Raw genomic sequence first — 21,651 nt, 5'->3', positions numbered from 1 at the left:
ACTGCGCGAGAAGCGGCCACGGTCCGCAGACGAACGAGGGTTTTCAGGGGCGCGGGGAACTGCGCGAGCAAGCGGCCACCGGCCCGCAGGCGGGCACCGGGGTCCGGGGCGAAGTCCGTGGCTGCCCGCCTGAGGGGTTTAGGGGACGGGTGGGGTGGGGGACAAGAGCTCTGCCGCCGCCCGGCCGCACACCCGCGCCGCCCCATGCGTAGCCACATGCACCGCCCCCCGCGCCGCCGCCTGCGGCACCCCCATCTCGATCACCGCCGTGTCGGGCCGGGCCGACAGCAGCGCGTGCAGGGCCGCCCCCATCCACGGATGCCGGTGCTCGTCGCGTACGACCGCCACGATCCGGCGCGAGCCCGCCGCGGCCAGCACCGCGGCCGGGTCCACCGACGAGTCGTACGTGCCCGTCGTGGTCCCCGGCAGCCGCAGAGCCAGCTCCGCCGCCACCCCCCACGGCGTCTCGTCCCCGACCGCGATGTTCGCGCCGGGGGTGAAGGCGGCCACGTACGGCGGCTCGGTCAGCGGGAGGCCGGAGCCCGTCACGCGCAGGGCGCGGCGCGCCGCCACCAGGCCGATGTCGGTGCCGGGCGCGGTCCCCTCCTGCACCTCCGCGCCCGGCCCCGCGACGTCCCCCCTGGCCTGCCGGGTCCAGGACGCGAGGGCGCGTACCCGCTCGGCCGCGTCGGCCAGGCGTGACTCGGGCAGTTCACCGGCTCGTACCGCCGCGACCAGGGCGTCCCGCAGCCGCAGCACGGTGTCCTCGTCCGCCAGGCCGCCGCCGACGCACAGCGCGTCGGCCCCGGCCGCGATCGCGAGGACCGAGCCGCGCTCGATCCCGTACGTCGAGGCGATGGCCTGCATCTCCACGGCGTCGGTGACGATGAGCCCGTCGTAGCCGAGTTCCTCGCGGAGCAGTCCGGTCAGGACACGCGGGCTCAGCGTCGCCGGGCGGGTGGGGTCGAGCGCGGGAAGAAGAATATGCGCACTCATGACCGACTTGGAACCCGCGGCGATCGCGGCCCGGAAAGGCACCAGTTCACGGGCGTGCAGTGTGTCGAGGTCCACATCGATGCGGGGCAGCGCGTGGTGCGAGTCGACCGCCGTGTCGCCGTGGCCGGGGAAGTGCTTGGTGCAGGCGGCGACCCCGGCGGACTGGAGCCCCTCGATGTACGCGGCGGTGTGCCGCGCCACCAGGTGCGGGTCGGCGCCGAAGGACCGTACCCCGATGACCGGATTGCCCGGGTTGGAGTTGACGTCGGCGGACGGGGCCCAGTTGAGGTCCACCCCGCAGGCCGCCAGCCGGCGGCCCAGCTCGTGCGCCACCGCCCGGGTCAGGTCCGTGTCGTCGACGTGGCCCAGCGCCAGGTTGCCGGGGAAGGACGAGCCGGTGCGGACCTCCAGACGGGTGACATCGCCGCCCTCCTCGTCGATGGCCACCAGGACGTCGTCCCGCTCGGACCGCAACTGGGCGGTGAGGGCGGACAGCTGGCCGGCCGTGGCGATGTTGCGGCCGAACAGGCCCACCGAGGTGAGGCCTTCGCCGATCCGGCGCAGCAGCCAGTCGGGGGCGGTGGTGCCGACGAAGCCGGGCTGGAGGACGGTCAGGGCGTCGCGCGTGAGTGTGTCGGTGCGTGCGATCGTCGTCATGGGCGGCCTTATCCCTTCACCGCGCCGGCCGTCAGACCCGCGGCCATCTTGCGCTGGACGAGGAGGAACAGAGCCACGATGGGGACGGCCATCATGGTGGAGCCGGCCATCATGGGGGCGAACTCGGTGCCGTGCTGGGTGGTGAAGTTGGACAGCCACACGGTGGCGGTCTGGTGGTTCTGGCTCATCAGCATCAGGGCGTAGAGGTATTCGTTCCACGCCTGGATGAAGCCGTAAACCGAGGTGGCCACCATGCCGGGGGCCAGCAGCGGGAAGACGACGCGGATGAACGCGCCGGTGCGGCTGCACCCGTCGACCATCGCCGCCTCCTCCAGCTCCTTGGGGACGTTGACGATGAAGCCGCGCAGCGTCCAGACCGTGAAGGGCAGGATGAAGGTGAGGTAGGTGAGGATCAGACCGGTCAGCTTGTCGTACTGGCCGAGGTCGTTGAGGAGCAGGAAGACCGGGATGATCATCGCGACCAGCGGGACCATCTGGACCGCCAGGATGCCGATGATCACGATCTTGCGGCCCCGGAAGGCGAACCGCGAGATGGCGAGCGCCGCGAGCAGACCGACCGCGATGCCGATCACCACGACCACCACGGAGACGATCAGCGAGCGGCCGATCGAACCCCAGAAGTCGCCGATGTCCAGCGCCCGGCGGAAGTTCTCCAGGGTGAGGGAGCGCGGGAAGAAGTGCGGGTCCGGGTCGATCGCGTCCTTGGCGGGCTTGAGCGCCGTGTTGAGCATCCAGTAGACCGGGAAGCCCGCGGTGGCGAAGACGAGCAGCCCGAGCAGGTTCCAGCCGAGCTTGGACTTCTTCTTGCGGGGACGCGCGAGCGTCTGCGTGTCGATGGCGGCCATCTCTACTCCACGTCTCCGATCTTGAGCATCTGCCGCATGTACACGGCGATCACACCGAGCAGCAGGAGCACGGTCAGCAGCGCGATCGCGGAGCCCTGCGAGTAGTCGTTGACCACGAACGCCTTGTCGTACGAGTACGTGGTGAGCAGCTGGAACTCGGGCTCGGGGTGGTTGCCGCGCATCACGAAGACCTGCGGGAAGACACCCATGTCCCAGATGACCGACAGCGTCGCCAGCATCACGATGATGGGCTTGAGGATCGGCAGGGTGACGTGCCGGAAGACGCCCCAGGAGCCGGCGCCGTCGAGCCGGGCGGCCTCCTCGAGCTCCTTGGGGACCTGGGTGAGGCCCGCGCTGAGCGTGATGACGACGAACGGCACCGCGCCCCAGACCACCAGCAGCATGATGACGGCGAGGCCCTCGGTGCCGCTGGCGAACCAGTTGTGGCCGATCATGTCGACCCCGGGCACCTGGCTGAGCAGCCAGTTCAGTACGCCGAAGTCACTGTCGAACATCCACTTGAAGATGGTGATGGCGACGACGATCGGCATGCCCCAGCTCGCCACCAGGGCGATGTTGACGAGCGTCTTGACCCAGCCGGAGACCCGCTGGAGCAGCAGGGCGATCAGCATCCCGAGCACCATGGTCAGCACGACCGCGGTGAAGGCGAACAGCACGGTCCGTACGACGACGGTCCAGAACTCGCTGTCGCTCAGGACGTTGGTGAAGTTGTCGAAGCCCACCGACTCGGGGTCCTTGAACCCCCACAGCTGCGGCTGGCCGAACTTCTGGAAGGACAGGGTGACCAGGCGTACCAGCGGATAGCCCAGTACGAGGGCGAGCGCCAGGAGGCAGGGGGCGAGCAGCGCCCAGGGCACCGCCGCCTGTCCCGCGCCGCGCTTTCTCGACGGCCCCTTCGGCTTCCCGGATCCCCCACCCGGTTGTGGGTCGCGCCGCGCCGGCGGCACCTTGGCGGTGGTTGTCTCTGCGGCACTCATCGCGCGCTCCTAGCGGTCCCTCTCCGGTACGGGTCGGGCGAGGGCCCCGTCGCCGTCCGACGACGGGGCCCTCGCCCACAGGTCACTTGGTGTTGATGACCTTGTCGATCGCGGCGTCCGCGTCCTTCGCGGCCTGCTCGACCGACTTCTTGCCGGTGCCGATGGCCTGCAGCATGTCCTGGAGGACCTTGGCCTTCTCGACCTGGCCCCAGCCCGGGGCCATGGGCACGAACCAGCTGGACTCGGCCGCGGTGGCCGCCACGGCCGTCTTCGGGTCCGACTTCAGCGGCGCGAGGGCCGTCTTGTTGTTGGGCAGGTTCTGCTTGGCGATCAGGCCCTTCTGGCCCTGGGTGCCGGTGAACGCGTTGATCCACTCGGCGGCGAGCGCCTGCGCCTTGGACTTGACCGGCACCGCGAGGTCCGAGCCTCCGAGGAAGACCGGCATGGCCTTGCCGGACGGGCCGGGCATCACGAACGACTCCAGCTTGTCGGCGAGCTTGCCGACCTTGTCGTTCTCGGGCAGGGCGGCGCTGCCACCCTCCCAGGCGGCGCTGAAGATCAGCGCGGACTTGCCCTGGCCGTAGACGATCGGACGGTCGGACTCGTCCTTCGTCTTGTCGCCGTGCATGTACTTGTCGAGGATCGACTTGTACTCGTTCAGGCCCTTGAGGGACTCGGGCGAGGACAGGTTCGCCTTGAACTTGCCGCCGTCCTCCTTGGCGATGGAGCCGCCGGCGTCGTACACGTACGACATGGCCGCGTACCAGTCGCGGGTCGGCTGGTACCAGGAGCTGAACTTGTCGCCCTTCTTCGCCTGGATCTTGTCCAGGTCGGCGGTCAGCTCGGTGTACGTCTTCGGGGCGGCGGTGACGCCGGCCTCGGCGGCGATGTCCTTGCGCCAGGTCGCCGTGCGGCCACCGGCGTAGTAGGGGACGCCGTAGGTCTTGCCGTCGTACGTGACCGAGGCCTTGAGGCCGTCGAGCCAGGCGGAGGAGTTGTCGAACTTCGACGGGTCGATCTCGGCGAAGGCGCCCTTGACCGAGTAGGCGAGCATCTCGGTGTTGCCCATCTCGACCACGTCGGGGGCCTTGTCGGTGGCGAGCACCGCGTCGAGCTTGGCGTTCTTGTCCGGCCAGCCGTAGTACTCGTGGTTGATCTTCACGCCCGGGTGCTTGGCGACGATCGCGTCGTCGGCCGCCTTGACCAGGTCCGGCCAGTTCTTCTGCGCGTCGACCGTCAGCCAGACCATCAGCGACTTGGCGTCGTCGCCCTTGGCGCCGTCCTTCTTGTCGTCGTCGCCGCACGCCGCGATGCTGACCAACATGCCCGCGACGCCGATCGCCGCGATGAGCTTGCGCTTCACGCCACCCTCCTCAGGGATGCTGCAACCCCCCGCCCACCGCGAAGACATACGACGTGTACTGCCTGTGGGGCTGGGACCTGGTCTTTAATGGTTTAGACCAGTACCCGGAGCTTGGCCTAGACCTTTAGGGGTGTCAAGGGTGTATAAGAAGGGCTGTCGCGTCCGTTATCGGACCGACACCTGAGGGAGGGCGACGACCCGTGACCGGTCCGTGCCACCATGTGAGCCGCGACAGACGGAGGAGCCGGTGACGGCAGCAGCGCAGCACTCGGGAAGGCAGGCCATGGCCACCGACGGGAGCGGTACGGAGACAGAGGCGGGCGCCGGCGCCCGGACCGCTCGCGTGCCCAAGTACTACCGCCTCAAGCGGCATCTGCTGGACATGACGGAGACCCTGCCGCCGGGCACCCCGGTGCCGCCCGAGCGCACCCTCGCCGCCGAGTTCGACACCTCCCGCACCACCGTGCGCCAGGCCCTCCAGGAGCTGGTGGTGGAGGGGCGCCTGGAGCGCATCCAGGGCAAGGGCACGTTCGTCGCCAAGCCCAAGGTCTCCCAGGCGCTGCAACTGACCTCGTACACGGAGGACATGCGCGCCCAGGGCCTGGAGCCCACCTCGCAGCTGCTCGACATCGGCTATGTGACGGCCGACGACACGCTGGCGGGCCTGCTCGACATCTCGGCCGGCGGCCGGGTGCTGCGCATCGAGCGGCTGCGGCTGGCCAGCGGCGAGCCGATGGCGATCGAGACGACGCACCTGTCGGCCAAGCGCTTCCCGGCGCTGCGCCGCTCGCTCGTCAAGTACACCTCTCTCTACACCGCCCTCAACGAGGTGTACGGGGTGCGGCTCGCCGAAGCCGAGGAGACCATCGAGACGTCGCTGGCCACCCCGCGCGAGGCCGGGCTGCTCGGCACGGACGTCGGTCTGCCGATGCTGATGCTCTCCCGGCACTCCATCGACGGCAACGGCGAACCGGTGGAGTGGGTGCGCTCGGTCTACCGGGGCGACCGCTACAAGTTCGTCGCCCGCCTCAAGCGCCCCACCGACTGACCCACGATCCGACGTCCGGTATCCGGTACAGGGGTTCCGTGGCGGGTTTCCGTCCCCTAGATTTCGTGCGCATTACCACAGGTGAGCACAGTGAGGGGACGAAGCCACCATGCCGGACACAACGCAGGAACGGAGAGCGGTGATCACGCCGGTGCGCGTGATCATCGCGCTCTGTCTGATCGCGCCCTTCGTGGCGATGCTCTGGGTCGGTTCGTACGCGAAGGTCGACCCGGCCCTCGCCGGGATCCCGTTCTTCTACTGGTACCAGATGCTGTGGGTGGTCATCTCGACCGCGCTGACGATGCTGGCGTACAGGCTGTGGCAGCACGACCAGCAGGGCCGCAAGGCGGGTGAGGGCAAGTGACTCTCGCAGCGGAAGGCGGCGTCAACGGCGTCGCGCTCGGCGTCTTCATCTTCTTCTTCCTGGCCGTCACGGTCATCGGCTTCATGGCCGCCCGCTGGCGCCGCGCCGAGAACGAGCACAGCCTCGACGAATGGGGCCTCGGCGGGCGCTCGTTCGGTACCTGGGTCACCTGGTTCCTGCTCGGCGGCGACCTCTACACGGCGTACACCTTCGTCGCGGTCCCGGCGGCGGTGTACGCGGCGGGCGCGGCCGGCTTCTTCGCGGTGCCGTACACGATCCTGGTCTACCCGCTGATCTTCACGTTCCTGCCCCGGCTCTGGTCGGTCTCGCACAAGCACGGCTATGTGACGACCTCGGACTTCGTGCGCGGCCGGTTCGGCTCCAAGGGCCTCTCGCTCGCGGTGGCCGTCACCGGCATCCTCGCCACGATGCCCTACATCGCGCTCCAGCTGGTCGGCATCCAGGCGGTGCTGGACGTGATGGGCATCGGCGGCTCCGGCAACTGGTTCCTCAAGGACCTGCCGCTGCTGATCGCGTTCGCGGTGCTCGCCGCGTACACGTACTCCTCGGGTCTGCGCGCGCCCGCACTGATCGCGTTCGTGAAGGACACGCTCATCTACATCGTCATCCTGGTGGCGATCATCTACATCCCGATCAAGCTCGGCGGCTTCGACGACATCTTCGCGGCGGCCCGGCACAAGTTCGAGACGCCCAACGCGGCCGGGAAGCCCACGGGTGCGCTGGTGCCCGGCGACAAGAGCCAGTGGACCTACGCCACGCTTGCCCTGGGCTCGGCGCTGGCGCTGTTCATGTACCCGCACTCGATCACGGCGACCCTCTCCTCCCGCAGCCGCAACGTCATCCGCCGCAACACCACGATCCTGCCGCTGTACTCGCTGATGCTGGGCCTGCTGGCGCTGCTCGGCTTCATGGCGATCGCGGCCGGGGTCAAGGTCAAGAACGGCCAGCTGGCGATCCCGCAGCTGTTCGAGGACATGTTCCCGGAATGGTTCGCGGGCGTGGCGTTCGCGGCGATCGGCATCGGCGCGCTCGTCCCGGCGGCGATCATGTCGATCGCGGCCGCGAACCTGTTCACCCGCAACATCTACAAGGACTTCCTCAAGCCGGACGCCACGCCCGAGCAGGAGACCAAGGTCTCCAAGCTGGTCTCGCTCCTGGTGAAGGTGGGCGCGCTGGTCTTCGTCCTGACCATGGACAAGACGGTCGCGATCAACTTCCAGCTGCTCGGCGGCATCTGGATCCTCCAGACGTTCCCGGCGCTGGTCGGCGGTCTGTTCACCCGCTGGTTCCATCGCTGGGCGCTGCTGGCGGGCTGGGCGGTCGGCATGCTCTACGGCACGCTCGCCGCGTACGGGGTGGCCTCGCCCACCCAGAAGCACTTCGGCGGCAGCTCCAAGGAGATCCCCGGCATCGGGGAGATCGGCTACATCGGCCTCACGGCGTTCGTCCTGAACGTGGCGGTCACCGTGGTCCTCACGGTCGTCCTGCGGGCCCTGAAGGCCCCCGACGGCGTCGACGAGACGTCCCCGGAGGACTACACGGCGGACGCGGGCGACCCGGGCGTACAGACGGAACTCCCCCCGGCGACGGCGGGCTCGGCGCACTGACACGAGCGGGACGAAAGCGGGCCACCGGGGTCTCCCGGCGGCCCGCTTTCGCCTGTCCCGGGAATGCCCACGACTGCCCGCAGGTTGGGATTGCCGCGCTCCCAACCCCCTTAGGGGCGCGGGGAACTGCGCGCCCAGCCCGAGACGGCCCGCAGTCAAACGGCTACCCAAATGGCATCGCCCGACACGGGGGCGACACAACATGTGGGGGCGCCACGACAGCCCGGCACAAGATGTATGCTCGTGCTCGCTGTCGCCGCAGGGGAATCCGGTGCAAATCCGGAACTGTCCCGCAACGGTGTACTGGTACGTATTTGCGTACTTGTTCAGTCCGAGGACCTGCCGAACAGCGCGCCCTGGCCATCCGGTCCGGGTGCCAGACGTCCGGGCCTCGCGGAATGGGCAGTGGACGCGGCGTACCCCCGAGGGGGTGTGTCCGTGTGCCCGCACACTCGCCAGGCCCCGTGCCGAGCGAGGAGTGCCCCCACGTGACCATCGCCCCTGCGGATCCCGCCTCAGCGATCGCCGAAGAGCCGGCCGATGCCCCCGGGACCGCCCTGCTGCGGACCCTGACCGACCTCACCGCCGATCTGCCGGACACCGACCCCGGCCGGGTCGCCGCCGCCGCGCTGCGCGGCCGCAACGCGCGCTCGGACGAGGCGGAGCTGCGTGGGCTCGCCACCGAGGCCGCCGCCGGTCTGATCTCCGAGGACCCGGCGTACTCCCGCCTCGCCGCCCGGCTGCTGACGCTCACGATCGCCGAGGAGGCCGCGAGCCAGGGCTCGGTCTCGTTCTCCGAGTCGGTCGAGGTCGGCCACCGCGAGGGCCTGATCGCGGACCGCACCGCCGACTTCGTACGGCTGCACTCGGCCCGGCTCGACGCGCTGGTCGAGGCCTCCCTCGCGGAGGGCGCCGACGACCGCTTCGGCTACTTCGGTCTGCGCACCCTCTACTCCCGCTATCTGCTGCGGCACCCGATCACCCGTCAGGTCGTCGAGACCCCGCAGCACTTCATGCTCCGGGTCGCGGCGGGCCTGGCCGAGGACGACTCGGTGCGCGCGCTCGACGAGGTCGGCTCGCTGTACCGGCTGATGAGCCGGCTCGACTACCTGCCGTCCTCCCCCACGCTCTTCAACTCCGGCACCCGCCACCCGCAGATGTCCAGCTGCTATCTGCTGGACTCCCCGCTGGACGAGCTGGACTCGATCTACGACCGCTACCACCAGGTGGCCCGGCTCTCCAAGCACGCGGGCGGCATCGGCCTCTCGTACTCCCGCATCCGCTCGCGCGGCTCGCTCATCCGGGGGACCAACGGCCACTCCAACGGCATCGTGCCGTTCCTGAAGACGCTGGACGCCTCGGTCGCGGCCGTCAACCAGGGCGGCCGGCGCAAGGGCGCGGCGGCGGTCTACCTGGAGACCTGGCACTCCGACATCGAGGAGTTCCTGGAGCTGCGCGACAACACCGGTGAGGACGCCCGGCGTACGCACAACCTGAACCTGGCGCACTGGATCCCGGACGAGTTCATGCGCCGCGTCGACGCGGACGGCACCTGGTCGCTGTTCTCCCCCGCCGACGTGCCCGAGCTGGTCGACCTGTGGGGCGAGGAGTTCGACGCCGCCTACCGCAGGGCCGAGGCGGCCGGTCTCGCGCAGAAGACCATCCAGGCCCGGGACCTGTACGGCCGGATGATGCGCACCCTGGCGCAGACCGGCAACGGCTGGATGACGTTCAAGGACGCCTCCAACCGCACCGCCAACCAGACGGCGGAGCCCGGCCACACGGTCCACTCCTCCAACCTCTGCACCGAGATCCTGGAGGTCACCGACGACGGCGAGACGGCCGTCTGCAACCTCGGCTCGGTCAACCTCGGCGCCTTCGTACTGGCGTCCGGCGAGATCGACTGGGAGCGCCTGGACGCGACCGTCCGCACCGCCGTGACGTTCCTGGACCGCGTCGTCGACATCAACTTCTACCCGACCGAGCAGGCCGGCCGCTCCAACGCCAAGTGGCGTCCGGTGGGCCTGGGCGCGATGGGCCTCCAGGACGTCTTCTTCAAGCTGCGCCTGCCCTTCGACTCCCCCGAGGCGAAGGCGCTCTCCACCAAGCTCGCCGAGCGCATCATGCTCACCGCGTACGAGGCGTCCTGCGACCTCGCCGAGCGCTCGGGCCCGCTGCCCGCCTGGGAGAAGACCCGTACGGCTCGCGGTGTGCTGCACCCCGACCACTACGACGTCGAGCTGAACTGGCCGGAGCGCTGGGCGGCGCTGCGCGAGCGGATCGCCTCGGTGGGCATGCGCAACTCGCTGCTGCTCGCGATCGCCCCGACCGCGACCATCGCCTCCATCGCCGGGGTGTACGAGTGCATCGAGCCGCAGGTCTCCAACCTCTTCAAGCGCGAGACGCTGTCGGGTGAGTTCCTCCAGGTCAACGGCTACCTGGTGGAGGACCTGAAGAAGCTCGGCGTGTGGGACGCGCAGTCCCGCGAGGCGCTGCGCGAGGCCAGCGGCTCGGTCCAGGACTTCAGCTGGATCCCCGCCGACGTGCGCGCGCTCTACCGCACGGCGTGGGAGATCCCGCAGCGCGGTCTGATCGACATGGCGGCGGCCAGGACCCCGTTCCTGGACCAGTCGCAGTCGCTGAACCTGTTCCTGGAGACGCCCACCATCGGCAAGCTGTCGTCGATGTACGCGTACGCCTGGAAGCAGGGTCTGAAGACCACGTACTACCTGCGCTCGCGCCCGGCCACGCGCATCGCCCGCGCCGCCCAGGCCGCCGCCCCGATCCCCGTCCAGCAGGCGGCCCCCGACGCCGACGCGATCGCCTGCTCCCTTGAGAACCCCGAGTCCTGCGAGGCCTGCCAGTAATGAGCTCCACCGACAAGAACCTGCTCGACCCGGGCTTCGAACTGACCCTGCGTCCGATGCGCTACCCGGACTTCTACGAGCGCTACCGCGACGCGATCAAGAACACCTGGACGGTGGAGGAGGTCGACCTCCACTCCGACGTCGCCGACCTCGCCAAGCTGTCGCCGGGTGAGCAGCACATGATCGGGCGGCTGGTGGCGTTCTTCGCGACCGGTGACTCGATCGTGGCGAACAACCTGGTCCTGACGCTGTACAAGCACATCAACTCCCCGGAGGCGCGCCTGTACCTGTCGCGCCAGCTCTTCGAGGAGGCCGTGCACGTCCAGTTCTATCTGACGCTGCTCGACACCTACCTCCCCGACCCGGAGGACCGCGCGGCCGCGTTCGACGCGGTGGAGAACATCCCCTCCATCCGTGAGAAGGCGCAGTTCTGCTTCAAGTGGATCAACGAGGTGGAGAAGCTCGAGCGGCTGGAGAACCAGGCCGACCGCCGTCGCTTCCTGCTGAACCTCATCTGCTTCGCGGCCTGCATCGAGGGCCTGTTCTTCTACGGCGCCTTCGCCTACGTGTACTGGTTCCGCTCGCGCGGTCTGCTGCACGGCCTCGCCACCGGCACCAACTGGGTGTTCCGCGACGAGACGATGCACATGAACTTCGCCTTCGAGGTCGTGGACACCGTCCGCAAGGAGGAGCCGGAGCTCTTCGACGACGCGCTCCAGCAGCAGGTCACCGACATGATCAAGGAGGCCGTCGAGGCGGAGCTCCAGTTCGGCCGCGACCTGTGCGGCGACGGTCTGCCGGGCATGAACACCGAGTCGATGCGCGAGTACCTCCAGTGCGTCGCCGACCAGCGTCTGACGCGCCTGGGCTTCCCCCCGGTGTACGGCTCGTCGAACCCGTTCTCCTTCATGGAGCTCCAGGGCGTCCAGGAGCTCACGAACTTCTTCGAGCGCCGCCCGTCCGCCTACCAGGTGGCGGTCGAGGGCTCGGTGGGCTTCGACGAGGAGTTCTAGCATTTAGGGGCGCGGGGAACTGCGCGACCAGCCGACCACGGTCCGCGGACGAACGACGAAGGGGCCCCGCACCAGCAAGGTGCGGGGCCCCTCACGTACTCCCGGCGTCCGGGAATCAGTCGTTCGGCACAACCTCGTACCGCGGGCTGTTCTCCGCCATCTGACGCAACGCGTCCTTGCGGTCCCGCTTCGACAGGCGGTCGATGTACAGGCGCCCGTACAGGTGGTCCGTCTCGTGCTGGAGGCAGCGCGCGAAGTAGCCCGTGCCCTGGACCCGGATCGGGTTGCCCTGGGCGTCCTGGCCGCGGACCACCGCGTAGTCCGGGCGGGCGAGCTCGGCGTAGGCGGTCGGGACCGAGAGGCAGCCCTCGTTGGACTCGTCCAGGACGCGACGGTCGGCCGGCAGCTCCTCCAGGACCGGGTTGCACACGACGCCGACGTGGCGCACGCCCTCGTCGTCCATGCAGTCGTAGACGAAGACCTTGAGGTCGACACCGATCTGGTTGGCGGCCAGGCCCACGCCCTCGGCGGTGCGCTGGCTGGCGAACATGTCGTCGATCAGCGCGGCGAGCTCGTCGCCGAACTCGGTGACGTCCTTGCACTCCTTGTGCAGCACCGGGTTGCCGACGACCGTGATCGGCCGGGACGTGCCCCGCTCGCGGTACGCGGTCTCGCGCTCCTCGCAGTCCTCCGTGTCGACGACGAACCCGTCGTTCTCGACCTGCTGGTCCGTCTCCTGCTGCGACATGTCCGCCGTAAGCCTTCCTGAAAAGCCGGTTCCGATCCCGTACAGCCTACGGGCACCCTCAGCAGACTTCTTCGAGATCCCGCCACTCCCGGCTGTCGGGGCTGTCCGCCACCCAGCCGTCGAGCAGCCCGCGCACCAGGCCGGGCGGGGCCGCGATCCCGCACTCGCGCTCGGGCACCCACAGGTCACCGGCCGTGCGGTGGCCCAGCGGGCCCGGGTGGCCCGGCTCGCTGTGGTCGTGCGGGTCCAGGTGCTCGCCGTCGCCCTCGTCGCTGGGCATCCGCGACTCCGAGCAGGCCCGGCACAGCAGCCGCACCGAGGACGACCAGTCCTCGGCGGCGAAGCCCGCGTCGGCCGCGAGCCGCTCAAGCGCGTCCCGGTCGGCCTCGGTGGCGGCCTCCAGGAGCACCACCCAGGTCGGCACCGGCGAGGGCGCCCACAGCTCGATCTCGTCGAAGACGGGGAAGGAGGGCCCGGCCGCGACCGTGCGCTCGCCGTGCGGCACCCCGTCGTGCAGGACCACCTCGCCCCAGCGCCGCCCGGAGGACGGCAGCGGGATCGACAGCACCTCGATCCGCGCCGGGTCCAGCCTGCGCCCCCACACCACCTCGGCCTCGCCCTCGGGCGAGAGCCGCACGGCCGCGCTGCCCAGCTCCATCCCGGACGGCTCGCCGGTGCCGGTGGCGGTCTCCTGGTAGCCGCGCACCTTCAGTCCGTACGCCTGCCAGGCGCGGCGGGCCAGCGGCCAGTCCTGAAGCGCGGTGGCGGCGATCCCGACGTTCCACCAGTCGGGGGCCCCGGTCTCCTTGTCGAGCAGCGCCACGGCCCGCAGCCCGGCGGCCCGCGCCTGCTCCCAGTCGTGCCGGAACTTGTGCAGCAGCGCCAGGTTGAACCAGGACTCGGAGAGCCACGGTTCCAGGTCCGCCGCGCGCGTCAGCAGCGCGCCGGCGTCCTCGTACCGGCCGTCGCCGATCAGCGTGAACGCACGGTCCGTGGCCTGCCGCCACGAGGCGGAGGGCCGGTGCCGTCCCTTGCCGAAGATCCTCACGATTCCCGCCTGCCCAGACCGACCTGCCTCCGAGCCGGTCTTCGGTCTCCCAGTTTTCTGGGTTCTTTCGCATCCAACCATGCCCGGCCGGAAGGCCGCTCATTACTCCTGGGTTACCCAGGTGCCACCAGGGTCAGACAGCCCCTGGCCAGGACGCGTGCGAGCGATTCCACGACCTCGGGCTGGTAGTCCCGGCCGGTCCCCAGCCGCAGCTGCTCCAGGGCGCTCAGCGAGCTCTGGGGTCCGCCGGGGGCGCCCGCCAGGTCGTCGTAGGCGTTGACGGTGCGCACGATCCGGGCGGGCAGCGGCTGCTCGCGGTACGGGTCGGCCTGCCGCTCCACGATCACCGCGACCTCGGCGGGCACCCCGGTCTGGCGCACCACGGCCCCGCCGAGCAGCGCTATCCGGCGCTGCTCGGCGCCGGGCAGCGGCGCGGTGGCCCCGGCGGGCACCGGGTCCACCAGCGAGAGCTGCCCGATGTCGTGCATCAGGGCCGCGTACTCCAGGACGGTCAGCTCGGACTCGGAGAGCCCCAGCTCGCGCCCGACGGCCCGGCTGAGCACCGCGACGCGGCGGGCGTGGCCCGGCGGGGTGTACCCGGCGATCTCGGTGGCGCGGGCGAGCGAGGTGATGGTCTGCCGGTAGGTGGTGCGCACCGCCGCGTACCGCCGGAACGCCAGCTGGGTGAGGAGCAGCGGGACGCAGAACAGCGGTAGCGCCCACAGCCCCGCCACGGCGACCGCCAGCGCGATGACGGCCCCGGTGGCGCAGACCGCCGAGCCCACCCCGAGCAGCGCCCGCAGCTCGTCGCGGAGCAGCGGGCCGTACGGGAAGGAGGTGCGGGCCCGCAGCAGCGCGGCGGCGAGCACCGCGTCGCACAGCGCGGTGAGCACCAGGACGAGGAGCAGGAAGAGCGCGTAGTACGGGCCGTGCCCGACCCACAGCCCGAGCGTGCCGGAGTTGTAGAGCGGCTGGAAGCAGGCGGCGGCGAAGGCGACGGTCAGCACCCGCCGGGCCATCTGGTCCAGGCTGGGCCCGCGGCCCAGCGCCACGTGCGGCACGGCGCCGACCAGCGCGGCGGCCAGCACGACGGCGACGGACTGGAGGACGCCGTGGTGGGTGGCGCGCCCGGCGTTCTGGCCGAGCAGGGCGTACGCGAGGGCGCCCGCCGAGCCGAGCGGCGCGGACTCGCGCGCCGGTTCCTCACCGGCCCGGTCCCCCCAGCGGGCCAGCTCGCCGACCGCCACCAGGGCCCCGAAGGCGAGCGCCACCCCGGGCTCCACGACCCCGGTCCACAGGGTGGCGGCCAGTGCCCAGGCGGTGAGGGCTGCGGCGGCCCCGTACACCCCGGCGACGGTGAACGGCACCGCGAAGGCCCGTACGGGGCTCATGCGTGCCCGGCCGGGGCGGCGTCGCACGCCGAGACGTTTCCGCGCCCCGCGCCGCCGCCCCGGTCCGGCTCGTCCGCCGTCACGGCGGGGTGCCAGCCGTGCCGGTCGAGCGCCCGCACCAGGGCCCGCACCATCGCGGGGTCGAACTGGCGCCCGGCGCACCGCTCCAGCTCCTCGACCGCCGCCTGGACGGGGCGGGCGCGCCGGTAGGAGCGGGTGGAGGTCATCGCGTCGAAGGCGTCGGCGACCGCGACCACCCGGGCGAACTCGGGGATCTGGGGGCCCGCCAGACCGTAGGGGTAGCCGCTGCCGTCGAGGCGCTCGTGGTGGTGCAGGATCGCGGCGCGCGCCTCGCCGAGGAAGCCGATCCCGCGCACCATCTCATGGCCGTACTCGGGGTGCAGCTCGATCACCGCGCGCTCCTGCGGGGTGAGCGGCCCGTCCTTGCGCAGCAGCCGGGTGGGCACCCCGAGCTTGCCCACGTCGTGCAGGATCCCGGCGAACCGCAGCACTTCGAGCCGGCTCTCCTCCATGCCGAGTTCCCTGGCGATCAGGACGGAGGCGAGGCCGACGCGCTCGCTGTGGCCGCGGGTGTAGGTGTCCTTGATGTCGACGGCCTGCACCAGGGCGCGGATGGTGGCCTGGTGGGCGGCGTGCTCGCGGTGGTACTGGGCGAAGACCCAGCACGAGACGTACATCGGCAGCAGCACCAGCAGGGCGGCGGGCGGGCCGTAGGGGCTGCGCCAGAGCACCGCCATCATCAGCCCGGCGAGGCCGTGCACGCAGTACGGGGCCAGGGAGCGCAGCAGCAGCCCCCGCCAGGCGGTACGGGCGGGCAGCCGCTCGGCGGTCCACAGGATCAAGCCGTCGAGGGCGGCCAGGACCGCGCAGAAGACCAGCGCGGCGGCCCCGGCGGGCAGCAGCACGTACGGGAAGTCGGGGGCCAGCGCCGCCCGGGTGCCGCCGAGCGCGGCGCGCCCGCCGAGCCGCTCGTGCACCCCGGCGGCGGCGCCCACGGCGAGCGCCAGCTCGGCGGCGCGCCAGAGGCGGCGTATGGACCGGGGCTCCTGCTCGACCGGGGCGAGGAGCGCGCCGGGGACGGCGACCAGCGCGGCGGCGGCCGGGGGCAGCAGGAACGCGGCGGCGAGCAGGACGGGGAAGAAGGAGCCGGAGCCGGTGGGGACGGTGACCCGGCCGCGCAGGAAGGGGCAGCGCGCGGGCCACTCACAGAGCGCGTAGAGACCGGCGAGCAGCCCGAACGCGCCCCAGGGGACGCCCGTGCGCGTCACCGGTAACACGCACGCCCCGGCGGCCACGACAGCGCCCGAGAGAACGACGCGCGCCCCCCAGGGCAGGGTCCGCCGCTCCGGTCCGTCCATGACACGCCTCCCTCCTGCTCCGGATCGGGAGGATAGGCCCGCGCGGGACGGCGAGTAGGCGCATTGTCGGATTGAACCGTTTAGGTCCCGCCGGATTAGCACCTTCGAGTGACAGAAGCTTCGGGTGCCCAAAGGACCTGGCCCGCACGGCCCTTGGCCCGGAAAACAGGACCCCAGGGCAGGAAAAAGGGCCGCACCCCGTGGTTGCGGCCCTCCTCCGGCAGTGCGCGCTGAACCGCGCCCGGCTCAGCCCTCGGTGACGATGTCCTGGTCGGGCACGGCCTGGCCCGACCTGATCAGGTCGATCCGGCCCATGACCTTGGAGCGCAGGTCGGCAGGGACGTCGTCCGACCCGCAGCACCGCTTCACCAGCTTCTTCACGGCCTGTTCGAGCCCGTACTTCTCCAGGCACGGCGAGCACTCCTCAAAATGCACCTCGAACTTGTCGCAGTCGCTGTCGGGCATCTCGTGGTCGAGGAACTCGTAGAGGTGGTCCAGGACCTCAGAGCAGTCCGTCTCGTGCGGCTCTCCGCAGCTCATGAGCCCGAGCCTTTCGCTTCGTCCGACTCGCCGGCGCCGGCCGGGACGAGCCCGCGGTCACGGGCGTAGTCCTCCAGCATTCCGCGCAGTTGGCGGCGGCCCCGGTGCAGCCGGGACATCACCGTACCGATGGGTGTACCCATGATGTCCGCGATCTCCTTGTACGCAAAGCCCTCTACGTCCGCCAGATACACGGCGATACGGAACTCCTCGGGGATCGCCTGGAGGGCTTCCTTCACGTCGGAGTCGGGCAGGTGGTCCAGCGCCTGCGACTCGGCCGACCGCAGTCCGGTCGACATGTGCGACTCGGCGCGCGCGAGCTGCCAGTCCTCGATCTCCTCGGCGGCGCTGCGCTGGGGTTCGCGCTGCTTCTTCCGGTACGAGTTGATGAACGTGTTGGTGAGGATCCGGTAGAGCCAAGCCTTGAGGTTCGTCCCCTCCCGGAACTGGTGGAAGGATCCGTACGCCTTCGCATAGGTCTCCTGCACCAGGTCCTCGGCGTCCGCGGGGTTGCGCGTCATGCGCAGCGCGGCCGAGTACATCTGGTCGAGGTAGCCGAGGGCATCCCGCTCGAAGCGCGCGTTTCGCTCGGCGGTCGACTCTTCCACGTGGCCGTCGTCGGTCCCTGTGACCGGACCCACCTCCTCGAACGGTGTGGCGAGTCCGAAGCTGGACCCGCTCGAATCGGAGGATAGACGACGATCCGGTCCGCCCGCCGCTCGAATAGGAGCGTTCTTGGCCGCCGTCAGCACGGTCCACTCCAGGTCAGCGGCGTGCGAGCGGCTGGGGCAGATGGTCGAACCCATGCGACGGACTCCCTCTCCACGAAATACCGGCCCTGCCGATGTTTACGTCCGTCACAACAGCGGGCCCGTACGTGTCATTCCCGCAGGGCGCGCAGCCACGGCCCGACGCCGTCGGTGATGACGCCGAGGGCGTCGTCCTGGGTGAGCGGGGCCCGCTTGGGCACGGCGAACCCGTGATCCGCGAAGGGCACTTCCACGAGCCGGTGGTCCCCCTCGGGGAACTCCTCCGGCTTCCCGAAGGGATCGTTTCCGCCCTGGACGACGAGGGTGGGCACACCGGTTCCCAGCAGCTCCTCGGCGCGGGACTTCTCGGGCTTGCCGGGCGGGTGCAGCGGGAAGCTCAGCGCGAGCACGGCGTGCGCGCCGAGCTCGGCGGCGGTGCGGCAGGCGACGCGGGCTCCGGCGCTGCGGCCGCCGGCGACGACCGGCAGACCGCGCTCCGCGACGGCGGGCCACACGGCCCGCCACCCCGCGTCGAGCGTCTTCGGCGCGGGCGCCACCTTCTTCCCGGCGACACGCCAGGGCTGCTCCACGAGGGCGACGTCGATGCCGAGCGGGGGGAGGGCGGTGGCGAGCGCGACGAGATCGCGGGCGTCGACGCCGCCGCCGGCGCCGTGGCTCAGGGCGAGGACCAGCGCCGGGTCCTTGGCGCGGTGCCAGGTGATCCGGGCGTCCCCGGCGGGTGTCTGGATGAGCTCGTGGCGGTTCACACGGCCATCCTGCCGGTCGAAGCCCCCACCCCGCCCCTTCCCGAAAGCCCTCTGGCGGGCGGCCGAGCGGGTACTGCCGGGGCTACGCCCCCGAACCCCGTCTTTCCCTGCGGGCCGTGGCCGCTTCTCGCGCAGTTCCCCGCGCCCCTAGGTAGTTAGGGGCGCGGGGAACTGCGCGACCAGCCGCCCACCGGCCCGCAGACGAACGCGAAGGAAGCAGGGGGTCCGGGGGCGCAGCCCCCGGGGAAGTCGCCTCCGGCCGCCTAGAACAGCGTGGCCTCCTCCGGCCCCGCCAGTTCCTTCAACAGCTCCGGCCCGTTGTTGCGCACATTGCTGACCGCCGTCGACACCGCGTACGCCCGCATCAACCCCTCCGGCGGCGGGGCCAGCAGCCCCCGGAGCTCCTCCACCTCCGTCGTCTGCGGCGACAGCCACGCATCCCACCGGGACGGCGGCAGCATCAGCGGCATCCGGGGATGGATCGAGTGGAGAGAGGACGGGCCCTCCTCGGGGGCCACCCCCAGCGGCCCCGTCTCCGCCTCCGTCGTGATCACCGAACACGTCGCCCACCACGCCCCCGGGTGGTCCTCCGGCAGCGTCCGGTCCCGCCAGAACTCGTACAGCCCGGCCATGGCCAGCACCGAACCGTCGGCCCGCGAGATGAAGTACGGCTGCTTGCGCGGCCGCTTCTTCCTCCCCTCGACCTCCAGATCGCGCTCGTCCACGCCCGTGACCCACTCGTAGTACCCGTCCGCCGGAATGATGCAGCGGCGGGCCGCGAAGGGCCGCCGGAAGGAGGGCTTCTCGTGGACCGTCTCCGCCCGCGCGTTGATCATCCGCGCCGCCCCGTCCGGCGATTTCGCCCAGGACGGCACCAGGCCCCACCGCAGCTTGCGCAGCTGGCGAACCGGACGGCGGTCGTCCGCGTCTTTCAGTGGGCGCTCCAGGACCGCGTAGACCTCTTTGGTCGGGGCCACGTTCCAGTCGGGGGCCAGTGCCTCGCCCGGATCGGGGTCCCACTTCTCTATCTCGAAGACGGCCGCGAGATCCTCGGGGCCACGACTCGCCGCATACCTCCCACACATGACCGCAACCCTGCCACGCGGCAGCCGACGAAAGAGGAGCCGTCCCGGAAATGGCCGACGAAATGCCCGACCTGCACATCTTCGGCACCCAGGCCGCACCCGCCCAGTGGCTGGTCGTCGTCACCGCGGTGGCCGCCCTCGCCGCCGTACTCCCGCACGGCGTCTGGCGGCTGTCCCGCAACGCGATCACCATCGCCCACGAGGGCGGCCACGGCCTGGTCGCGCTGCTCACGGGCCGCCGCCTCGACGGGATCCGGCTGCACTCGGACACCAGCGGCCTCACCGTGAGCCGGGGCCGCCCGACCGGCCTCGGCATGATCCTGACCGCCGCCGCGGGCTACACCGCTCCCCCGCTGCTCGGCCTCGGCGGCGCCTGGCTGCTCGCCGCCCACCACGTCACCCTGCTGCTCTGGCTCGCCACCGCCCTGCTGCTGGCGATGCTGGTGATGATCCGCAACGCGTACGGCGTGCTCACCGTGGTCCTCAGCGGCGCCGCCTTCCTGCTGGTGTCCTGGCTGACCTCGCCCGATGTGCAGTCGGCGTTCGCGTACGCGGTGGTGTGGTTCCTGCTGCTGGGGGGCGTACGGCCGGCCTTCGAGCTCCAGGCCAAGCGCCGCAGGCACAACAGCGGGGACTCCGACGCCGACCAGCTGGCGCGGCTCACCTCCGTACCACCGGCGCTCTGGCTCTTCCTCTTCCACGCCGTCTCGATCTGCTCGCTCATCGGCGGCGGACGGTGGCTGCTCGGACTCTAGGTTCGTCCCCCACTAAAGTGAGGGCCATGACCGAAACGCCCGTGCACCCCGCCCTCTGGCCCGCCCCCGTCGCTAGCGGAGCCGTCGACGCGACGGTCACCGTGCCCGGATCGAAATCGGTCACCAACCGGGCGCTGGTGCTGGCCTCCCTGGCCGCCGAGCCCGGCTGGCTGCGCCGCCCGCTGCGCTCCCGCGACACCCTGCTGATGGCCGAGGCGCTGCGCGCCCTCGGCGTGGGCATCGAGGAGACCGTGTCGTCGAGCTCCTCCGTCGCGGGGGGCCCCGACGCCTCCGGCGAGGCCTGGCGGGTCATCCCGGCCGGTTTGCACGGCCCCGCCACGATCGACGTGGGCAACGCCGGTACGGTGATGCGCTTCCTGCCCCCCGTCGCCGCGCTGGCCGACGGCCCCATCCGCTTCGACGGCGACCCCCGCTCCTACGAACGGCCGCTGAACGGTGTGATCGACGCGCTGCGCGCGCTCGGCGCCCGGATCGACGACGACGGCCGGGGCGCGCTCCCGCTGACCGTGCACGGCGGCGGCGCCCTCGACGGCGGCCGGGTCCGGATCGACGCGTCCTCCTCGTCCCAGTTCGTCTCCGCCCTGCTGCTCTCCGCGCCCCGCTTCAACCAGGGCGTGGAGGTGCGGCACACCGGCGCCACCCTGCCCTCCATGCCGCACATCCGGATGACGGTCGACATGCTGCGCTCGGTCGGGGCGCAGGTGGACGAACCCGAGACCGGCGGCGAGCCGAACGTGTGGCGGGTCTCGCCGTCCGCGCTGCTCGGCCGCGATCTGACCGTCGAGCCGGACCTGTCCAACGCCCAGCCGTTCCTGGCCGCCGCCCTGATCACCGGCGGCAAGGTGACCATCCCGGACTGGCCCGAGCGCACCACCCAGCCGGGCGACCAGCTGCGGCGGATCTTCACCGAGATGGGCGGTTCCTGCGAGCTCACCGAGCGGGGCCTGGTCTTCACCGGCTCCGGCTCGATCCACGGCATCGACGTGGACCTGAGCGAGGTCGGCGAGCTCACCCCGGGCATCGCGGCGGTCGCGGCGCTCGCCGACTCGCCCTCCACCCTGCGCGGCGTCGCGCATCTGCGGCTGCACGAGACGGACCGGCTGGCCGCGCTCACCAAGGAGATCAACGAGCTCGGCGGCGATGTCACCGAGACCGCCGACGGGCTGCACATCCGCCCGCGCCGGCTGCACGGCGGCATCTTCCACACGTACGACGACCACCGGATGGCGACGGCCGGCTCGATCATCGGCCTCGCCGTGGAGGGCGTCCAGATCGAGAACGTGGCGACGACCGCCAAGACCCTGCCCGACTTCCCGCGGATGTGGACCGACATGCTGACCGGGGCCGGAAACTGAGCGGGGCCTGAGC

Annotated in this window: 19 protein-coding genes and 1 riboswitch; of the genes, 7 read left to right on the top strand and 12 right to left on the bottom strand. The window is 71.1% G+C overall.

What is annotated here, in order from left to right; translation table 11 throughout:
* Nucleotides 1-138: 138 nt before the first annotated feature.
* The 4 genes from ABD236_RS20585 to ABD236_RS20570 all read right to left on the bottom strand — a co-directional run bounded on the left by ABD236_RS20585 (nt 139) and on the right by ABD236_RS20570 (nt 4,880).
* A complete protein-coding gene (locus ABD236_RS20585; RefSeq protein WP_344075257.1) occupies nt 139-1,653 on the bottom strand; it encodes a glycoside hydrolase family 3 protein in 1,515 nt (504 codons plus the stop codon).
* Between the two features lie 8 nt (nt 1,654-1,661).
* A complete protein-coding gene (locus tag ABD236_RS20580; protein WP_344075256.1) occupies nt 1,662-2,519 on the bottom strand; it encodes a carbohydrate ABC transporter permease in 858 nt (285 codons plus the stop codon).
* Nucleotides 2,520-2,521: 2 nt separating this feature from the next.
* Nucleotides 2,522-3,517 carry a carbohydrate ABC transporter permease gene (locus ABD236_RS20575; RefSeq protein WP_344075255.1) on the bottom strand — a complete coding sequence of 332 codons (996 nt, stop codon included), beginning with the start codon at nt 3,515-3,517 and terminating at the stop codon, nt 2,522-2,524.
* Nucleotides 3,518-3,599: 82 nt separating this feature from the next.
* Entirely contained in the window at nt 3,600-4,880 is a 1,281-nt protein-coding gene (locus tag ABD236_RS20570; protein WP_344075253.1) for an extracellular solute-binding protein, read from the bottom strand.
* 283 nt (nt 4,881-5,163) lie between these two features.
* On the opposite strand from ABD236_RS20570, the gene ABD236_RS20565 reads away from it, so the two are divergent.
* The 5 genes from ABD236_RS20565 (at nt 5,164) to ABD236_RS20545 (ending at nt 11,800) form a co-directional block, all read left to right on the top strand.
* A complete protein-coding gene (locus ABD236_RS20565; RefSeq protein WP_344075265.1) occupies nt 5,164-5,928 on the top strand; it encodes a GntR family transcriptional regulator in 765 nt (254 codons plus the stop codon).
* Between the two features lie 109 nt (nt 5,929-6,037).
* Complete coding sequence (locus ABD236_RS20560) at nt 6,038-6,292, top strand: DUF3311 domain-containing protein (protein ID WP_344075252.1); 255 nt, start codon at nt 6,038-6,040, stop codon at nt 6,290-6,292.
* Nucleotides 6,289-7,920 carry a monocarboxylate uptake permease MctP gene (gene mctP, locus ABD236_RS20555; protein ID WP_344075251.1) on the top strand — a complete coding sequence of 544 codons (1,632 nt, stop codon included), beginning with the start codon at nt 6,289-6,291 and terminating at the stop codon, nt 7,918-7,920. The genes ABD236_RS20560 and mctP overlap by 4 nt, the downstream gene beginning before the upstream one ends.
* A 231-nt stretch (nt 7,921-8,151) precedes the next feature.
* A riboswitch (cobalamin riboswitch) is annotated at nt 8,152-8,281 on the top strand.
* A 127-nt stretch (nt 8,282-8,408) separates the two neighbouring features.
* A complete protein-coding gene (locus ABD236_RS20550; protein WP_344075250.1) occupies nt 8,409-10,787 on the top strand; it encodes a ribonucleoside-diphosphate reductase subunit alpha in 2,379 nt (792 codons plus the stop codon).
* Complete coding sequence (locus tag ABD236_RS20545) at nt 10,787-11,800, top strand: ribonucleotide-diphosphate reductase subunit beta (protein WP_344075249.1); 1,014 nt, start codon at nt 10,787-10,789, stop codon at nt 11,798-11,800. Before ABD236_RS20550 ends, ABD236_RS20545 begins: the two co-directional genes overlap by 1 nt.
* 115 nt (nt 11,801-11,915) lie before the next feature.
* On the opposite strand, the gene def is transcribed toward ABD236_RS20545, so the two are convergent.
* From def to ABD236_RS20505, 8 genes are all read right to left on the bottom strand, one after another.
* On the bottom strand, nt 11,916-12,548 hold the full coding sequence (def, locus tag ABD236_RS20540) for a peptide deformylase (RefSeq protein WP_344075248.1): 633 nt from the start codon (nt 12,546-12,548) through the stop codon (nt 11,916-11,918).
* A gap of 58 nt (nt 12,549-12,606) precedes the next feature.
* Nucleotides 12,607-13,596 (bottom strand): tetratricopeptide repeat protein, encoded by a 990-nt coding sequence (locus ABD236_RS20535; protein WP_188275983.1) that lies wholly within the window; start codon nt 13,594-13,596, stop codon nt 12,607-12,609.
* A gap of 113 nt (nt 13,597-13,709) precedes the next feature.
* Nucleotides 13,710-14,987 (bottom strand): HD-GYP domain-containing protein, encoded by a 1,278-nt coding sequence (locus tag ABD236_RS20530; protein WP_344075264.1) that lies wholly within the window; start codon nt 14,985-14,987, stop codon nt 13,710-13,712.
* Complete coding sequence (locus ABD236_RS20525) at nt 14,984-16,366, bottom strand: HD-GYP domain-containing protein (protein WP_344075247.1); 1,383 nt, start codon at nt 16,364-16,366, stop codon at nt 14,984-14,986. Before ABD236_RS20525 ends, ABD236_RS20530 begins: the two co-directional genes overlap by 4 nt.
* Before the next feature lie 246 nt (nt 16,367-16,612).
* Complete coding sequence (gene rsrA, locus ABD236_RS20520) at nt 16,613-16,906, bottom strand: mycothiol system anti-sigma-R factor (protein ID WP_344075246.1); 294 nt, start codon at nt 16,904-16,906, stop codon at nt 16,613-16,615.
* The gene (locus ABD236_RS20515) at nt 16,903-17,547 is read right to left on the bottom strand and encodes a sigma-70 family RNA polymerase sigma factor (protein ID WP_180357259.1); all 645 of its coding nucleotides are present in this window, start codon (nt 17,545-17,547) and stop codon (nt 16,903-16,905) included. The genes rsrA and ABD236_RS20515 overlap by 4 nt, the downstream gene beginning before the upstream one ends.
* A gap of 239 nt (nt 17,548-17,786) precedes the next feature.
* Nucleotides 17,787-18,422 carry an alpha/beta hydrolase family protein gene (locus ABD236_RS20510; protein WP_344075243.1) on the bottom strand — a complete coding sequence of 212 codons (636 nt, stop codon included), beginning with the start codon at nt 18,420-18,422 and terminating at the stop codon, nt 17,787-17,789.
* A 263-nt stretch (nt 18,423-18,685) separates the two neighbouring features.
* Entirely contained in the window at nt 18,686-19,507 is an 822-nt protein-coding gene (locus ABD236_RS20505) for an SOS response-associated peptidase (RefSeq protein WP_344075242.1), read from the bottom strand.
* 50 nt (nt 19,508-19,557) lie between these two features.
* Here ABD236_RS20505 and ABD236_RS20500 point away from each other — a divergent pair, with 50 nt between their 5' ends.
* Together ABD236_RS20500 and aroA are read left to right on the top strand one after the other, a co-directional pair.
* Nucleotides 19,558-20,262, top strand: coding sequence for a M50 family metallopeptidase (locus tag ABD236_RS20500; protein WP_344075241.1), 705 nt, complete (start codon nt 19,558-19,560; stop codon nt 20,260-20,262).
* Between the two features lie 26 nt (nt 20,263-20,288).
* Nucleotides 20,289-21,638, top strand: a complete 1,350-nt coding sequence (gene aroA / locus ABD236_RS20495) for a 3-phosphoshikimate 1-carboxyvinyltransferase (protein ID WP_344075240.1) — start codon at nt 20,289-20,291, stop codon at nt 21,636-21,638.
* The last annotated feature ends 13 nt before the right edge of the window (nt 21,639-21,651 follow it).

Origin of the sequence: Streptomyces crystallinus, from assembly GCF_039521265.1 — a bacterium.
Classification (GTDB): Bacteria; Actinomycetota; Actinomycetes; order Streptomycetales; family Streptomycetaceae; genus Streptomyces; species Streptomyces crystallinus.
This window is presented reverse-complemented; position numbering and strand designations above follow the sequence as displayed.

Coding starts and splice junctions, on each gene's coding strand:
- ABD236_RS20585 (WP_344075257.1), bottom strand. CDS start 1,653: ATGACGACGATCGCACGCACCGACACACTCACGCGCGACGCCCTGACC.
- ABD236_RS20580 (WP_344075256.1), bottom strand. CDS start 2,519: ATGGCCGCCATCGACACGCAGACGCTCGCGCGTCCCCGCAAGAAGAAG.
- ABD236_RS20575 (WP_344075255.1), bottom strand. CDS start 3,517: ATGAGTGCCGCAGAGACAACCACCGCCAAGGTGCCGCCGGCGCGGCGC.
- ABD236_RS20565 (WP_344075265.1), top strand. CDS start 5,164: ATGGCCACCGACGGGAGCGGTACGGAGACAGAGGCGGGCGCCGGCGCC.
- ABD236_RS20560 (WP_344075252.1), top strand. CDS start 6,038: ATGCCGGACACAACGCAGGAACGGAGAGCGGTGATCACGCCGGTGCGC.
- ABD236_RS20545 (WP_344075249.1), top strand. CDS start 10,787: ATGAGCTCCACCGACAAGAACCTGCTCGACCCGGGCTTCGAACTGACC.
- def (WP_344075248.1), bottom strand. CDS start 12,548: ATGTCGCAGCAGGAGACGGACCAGCAGGTCGAGAACGACGGGTTCGTC.
- ABD236_RS20530 (WP_344075264.1), bottom strand. CDS start 14,987: ATGAGCCCCGTACGGGCCTTCGCGGTGCCGTTCACCGTCGCCGGGGTG.
- ABD236_RS20525 (WP_344075247.1), bottom strand. CDS start 16,366: ATGGACGGACCGGAGCGGCGGACCCTGCCCTGGGGGGCGCGCGTCGTT.
- rsrA (WP_344075246.1), bottom strand. CDS start 16,906: ATGAGCTGCGGAGAGCCGCACGAGACGGACTGCTCTGAGGTCCTGGAC.
- ABD236_RS20505 (WP_344075242.1), bottom strand. CDS start 19,507: ATGTGTGGGAGGTATGCGGCGAGTCGTGGCCCCGAGGATCTCGCGGCC.
- ABD236_RS20500 (WP_344075241.1), top strand. CDS start 19,558: ATGGCCGACGAAATGCCCGACCTGCACATCTTCGGCACCCAGGCCGCA.
- aroA (WP_344075240.1), top strand. CDS start 20,289: ATGACCGAAACGCCCGTGCACCCCGCCCTCTGGCCCGCCCCCGTCGCT.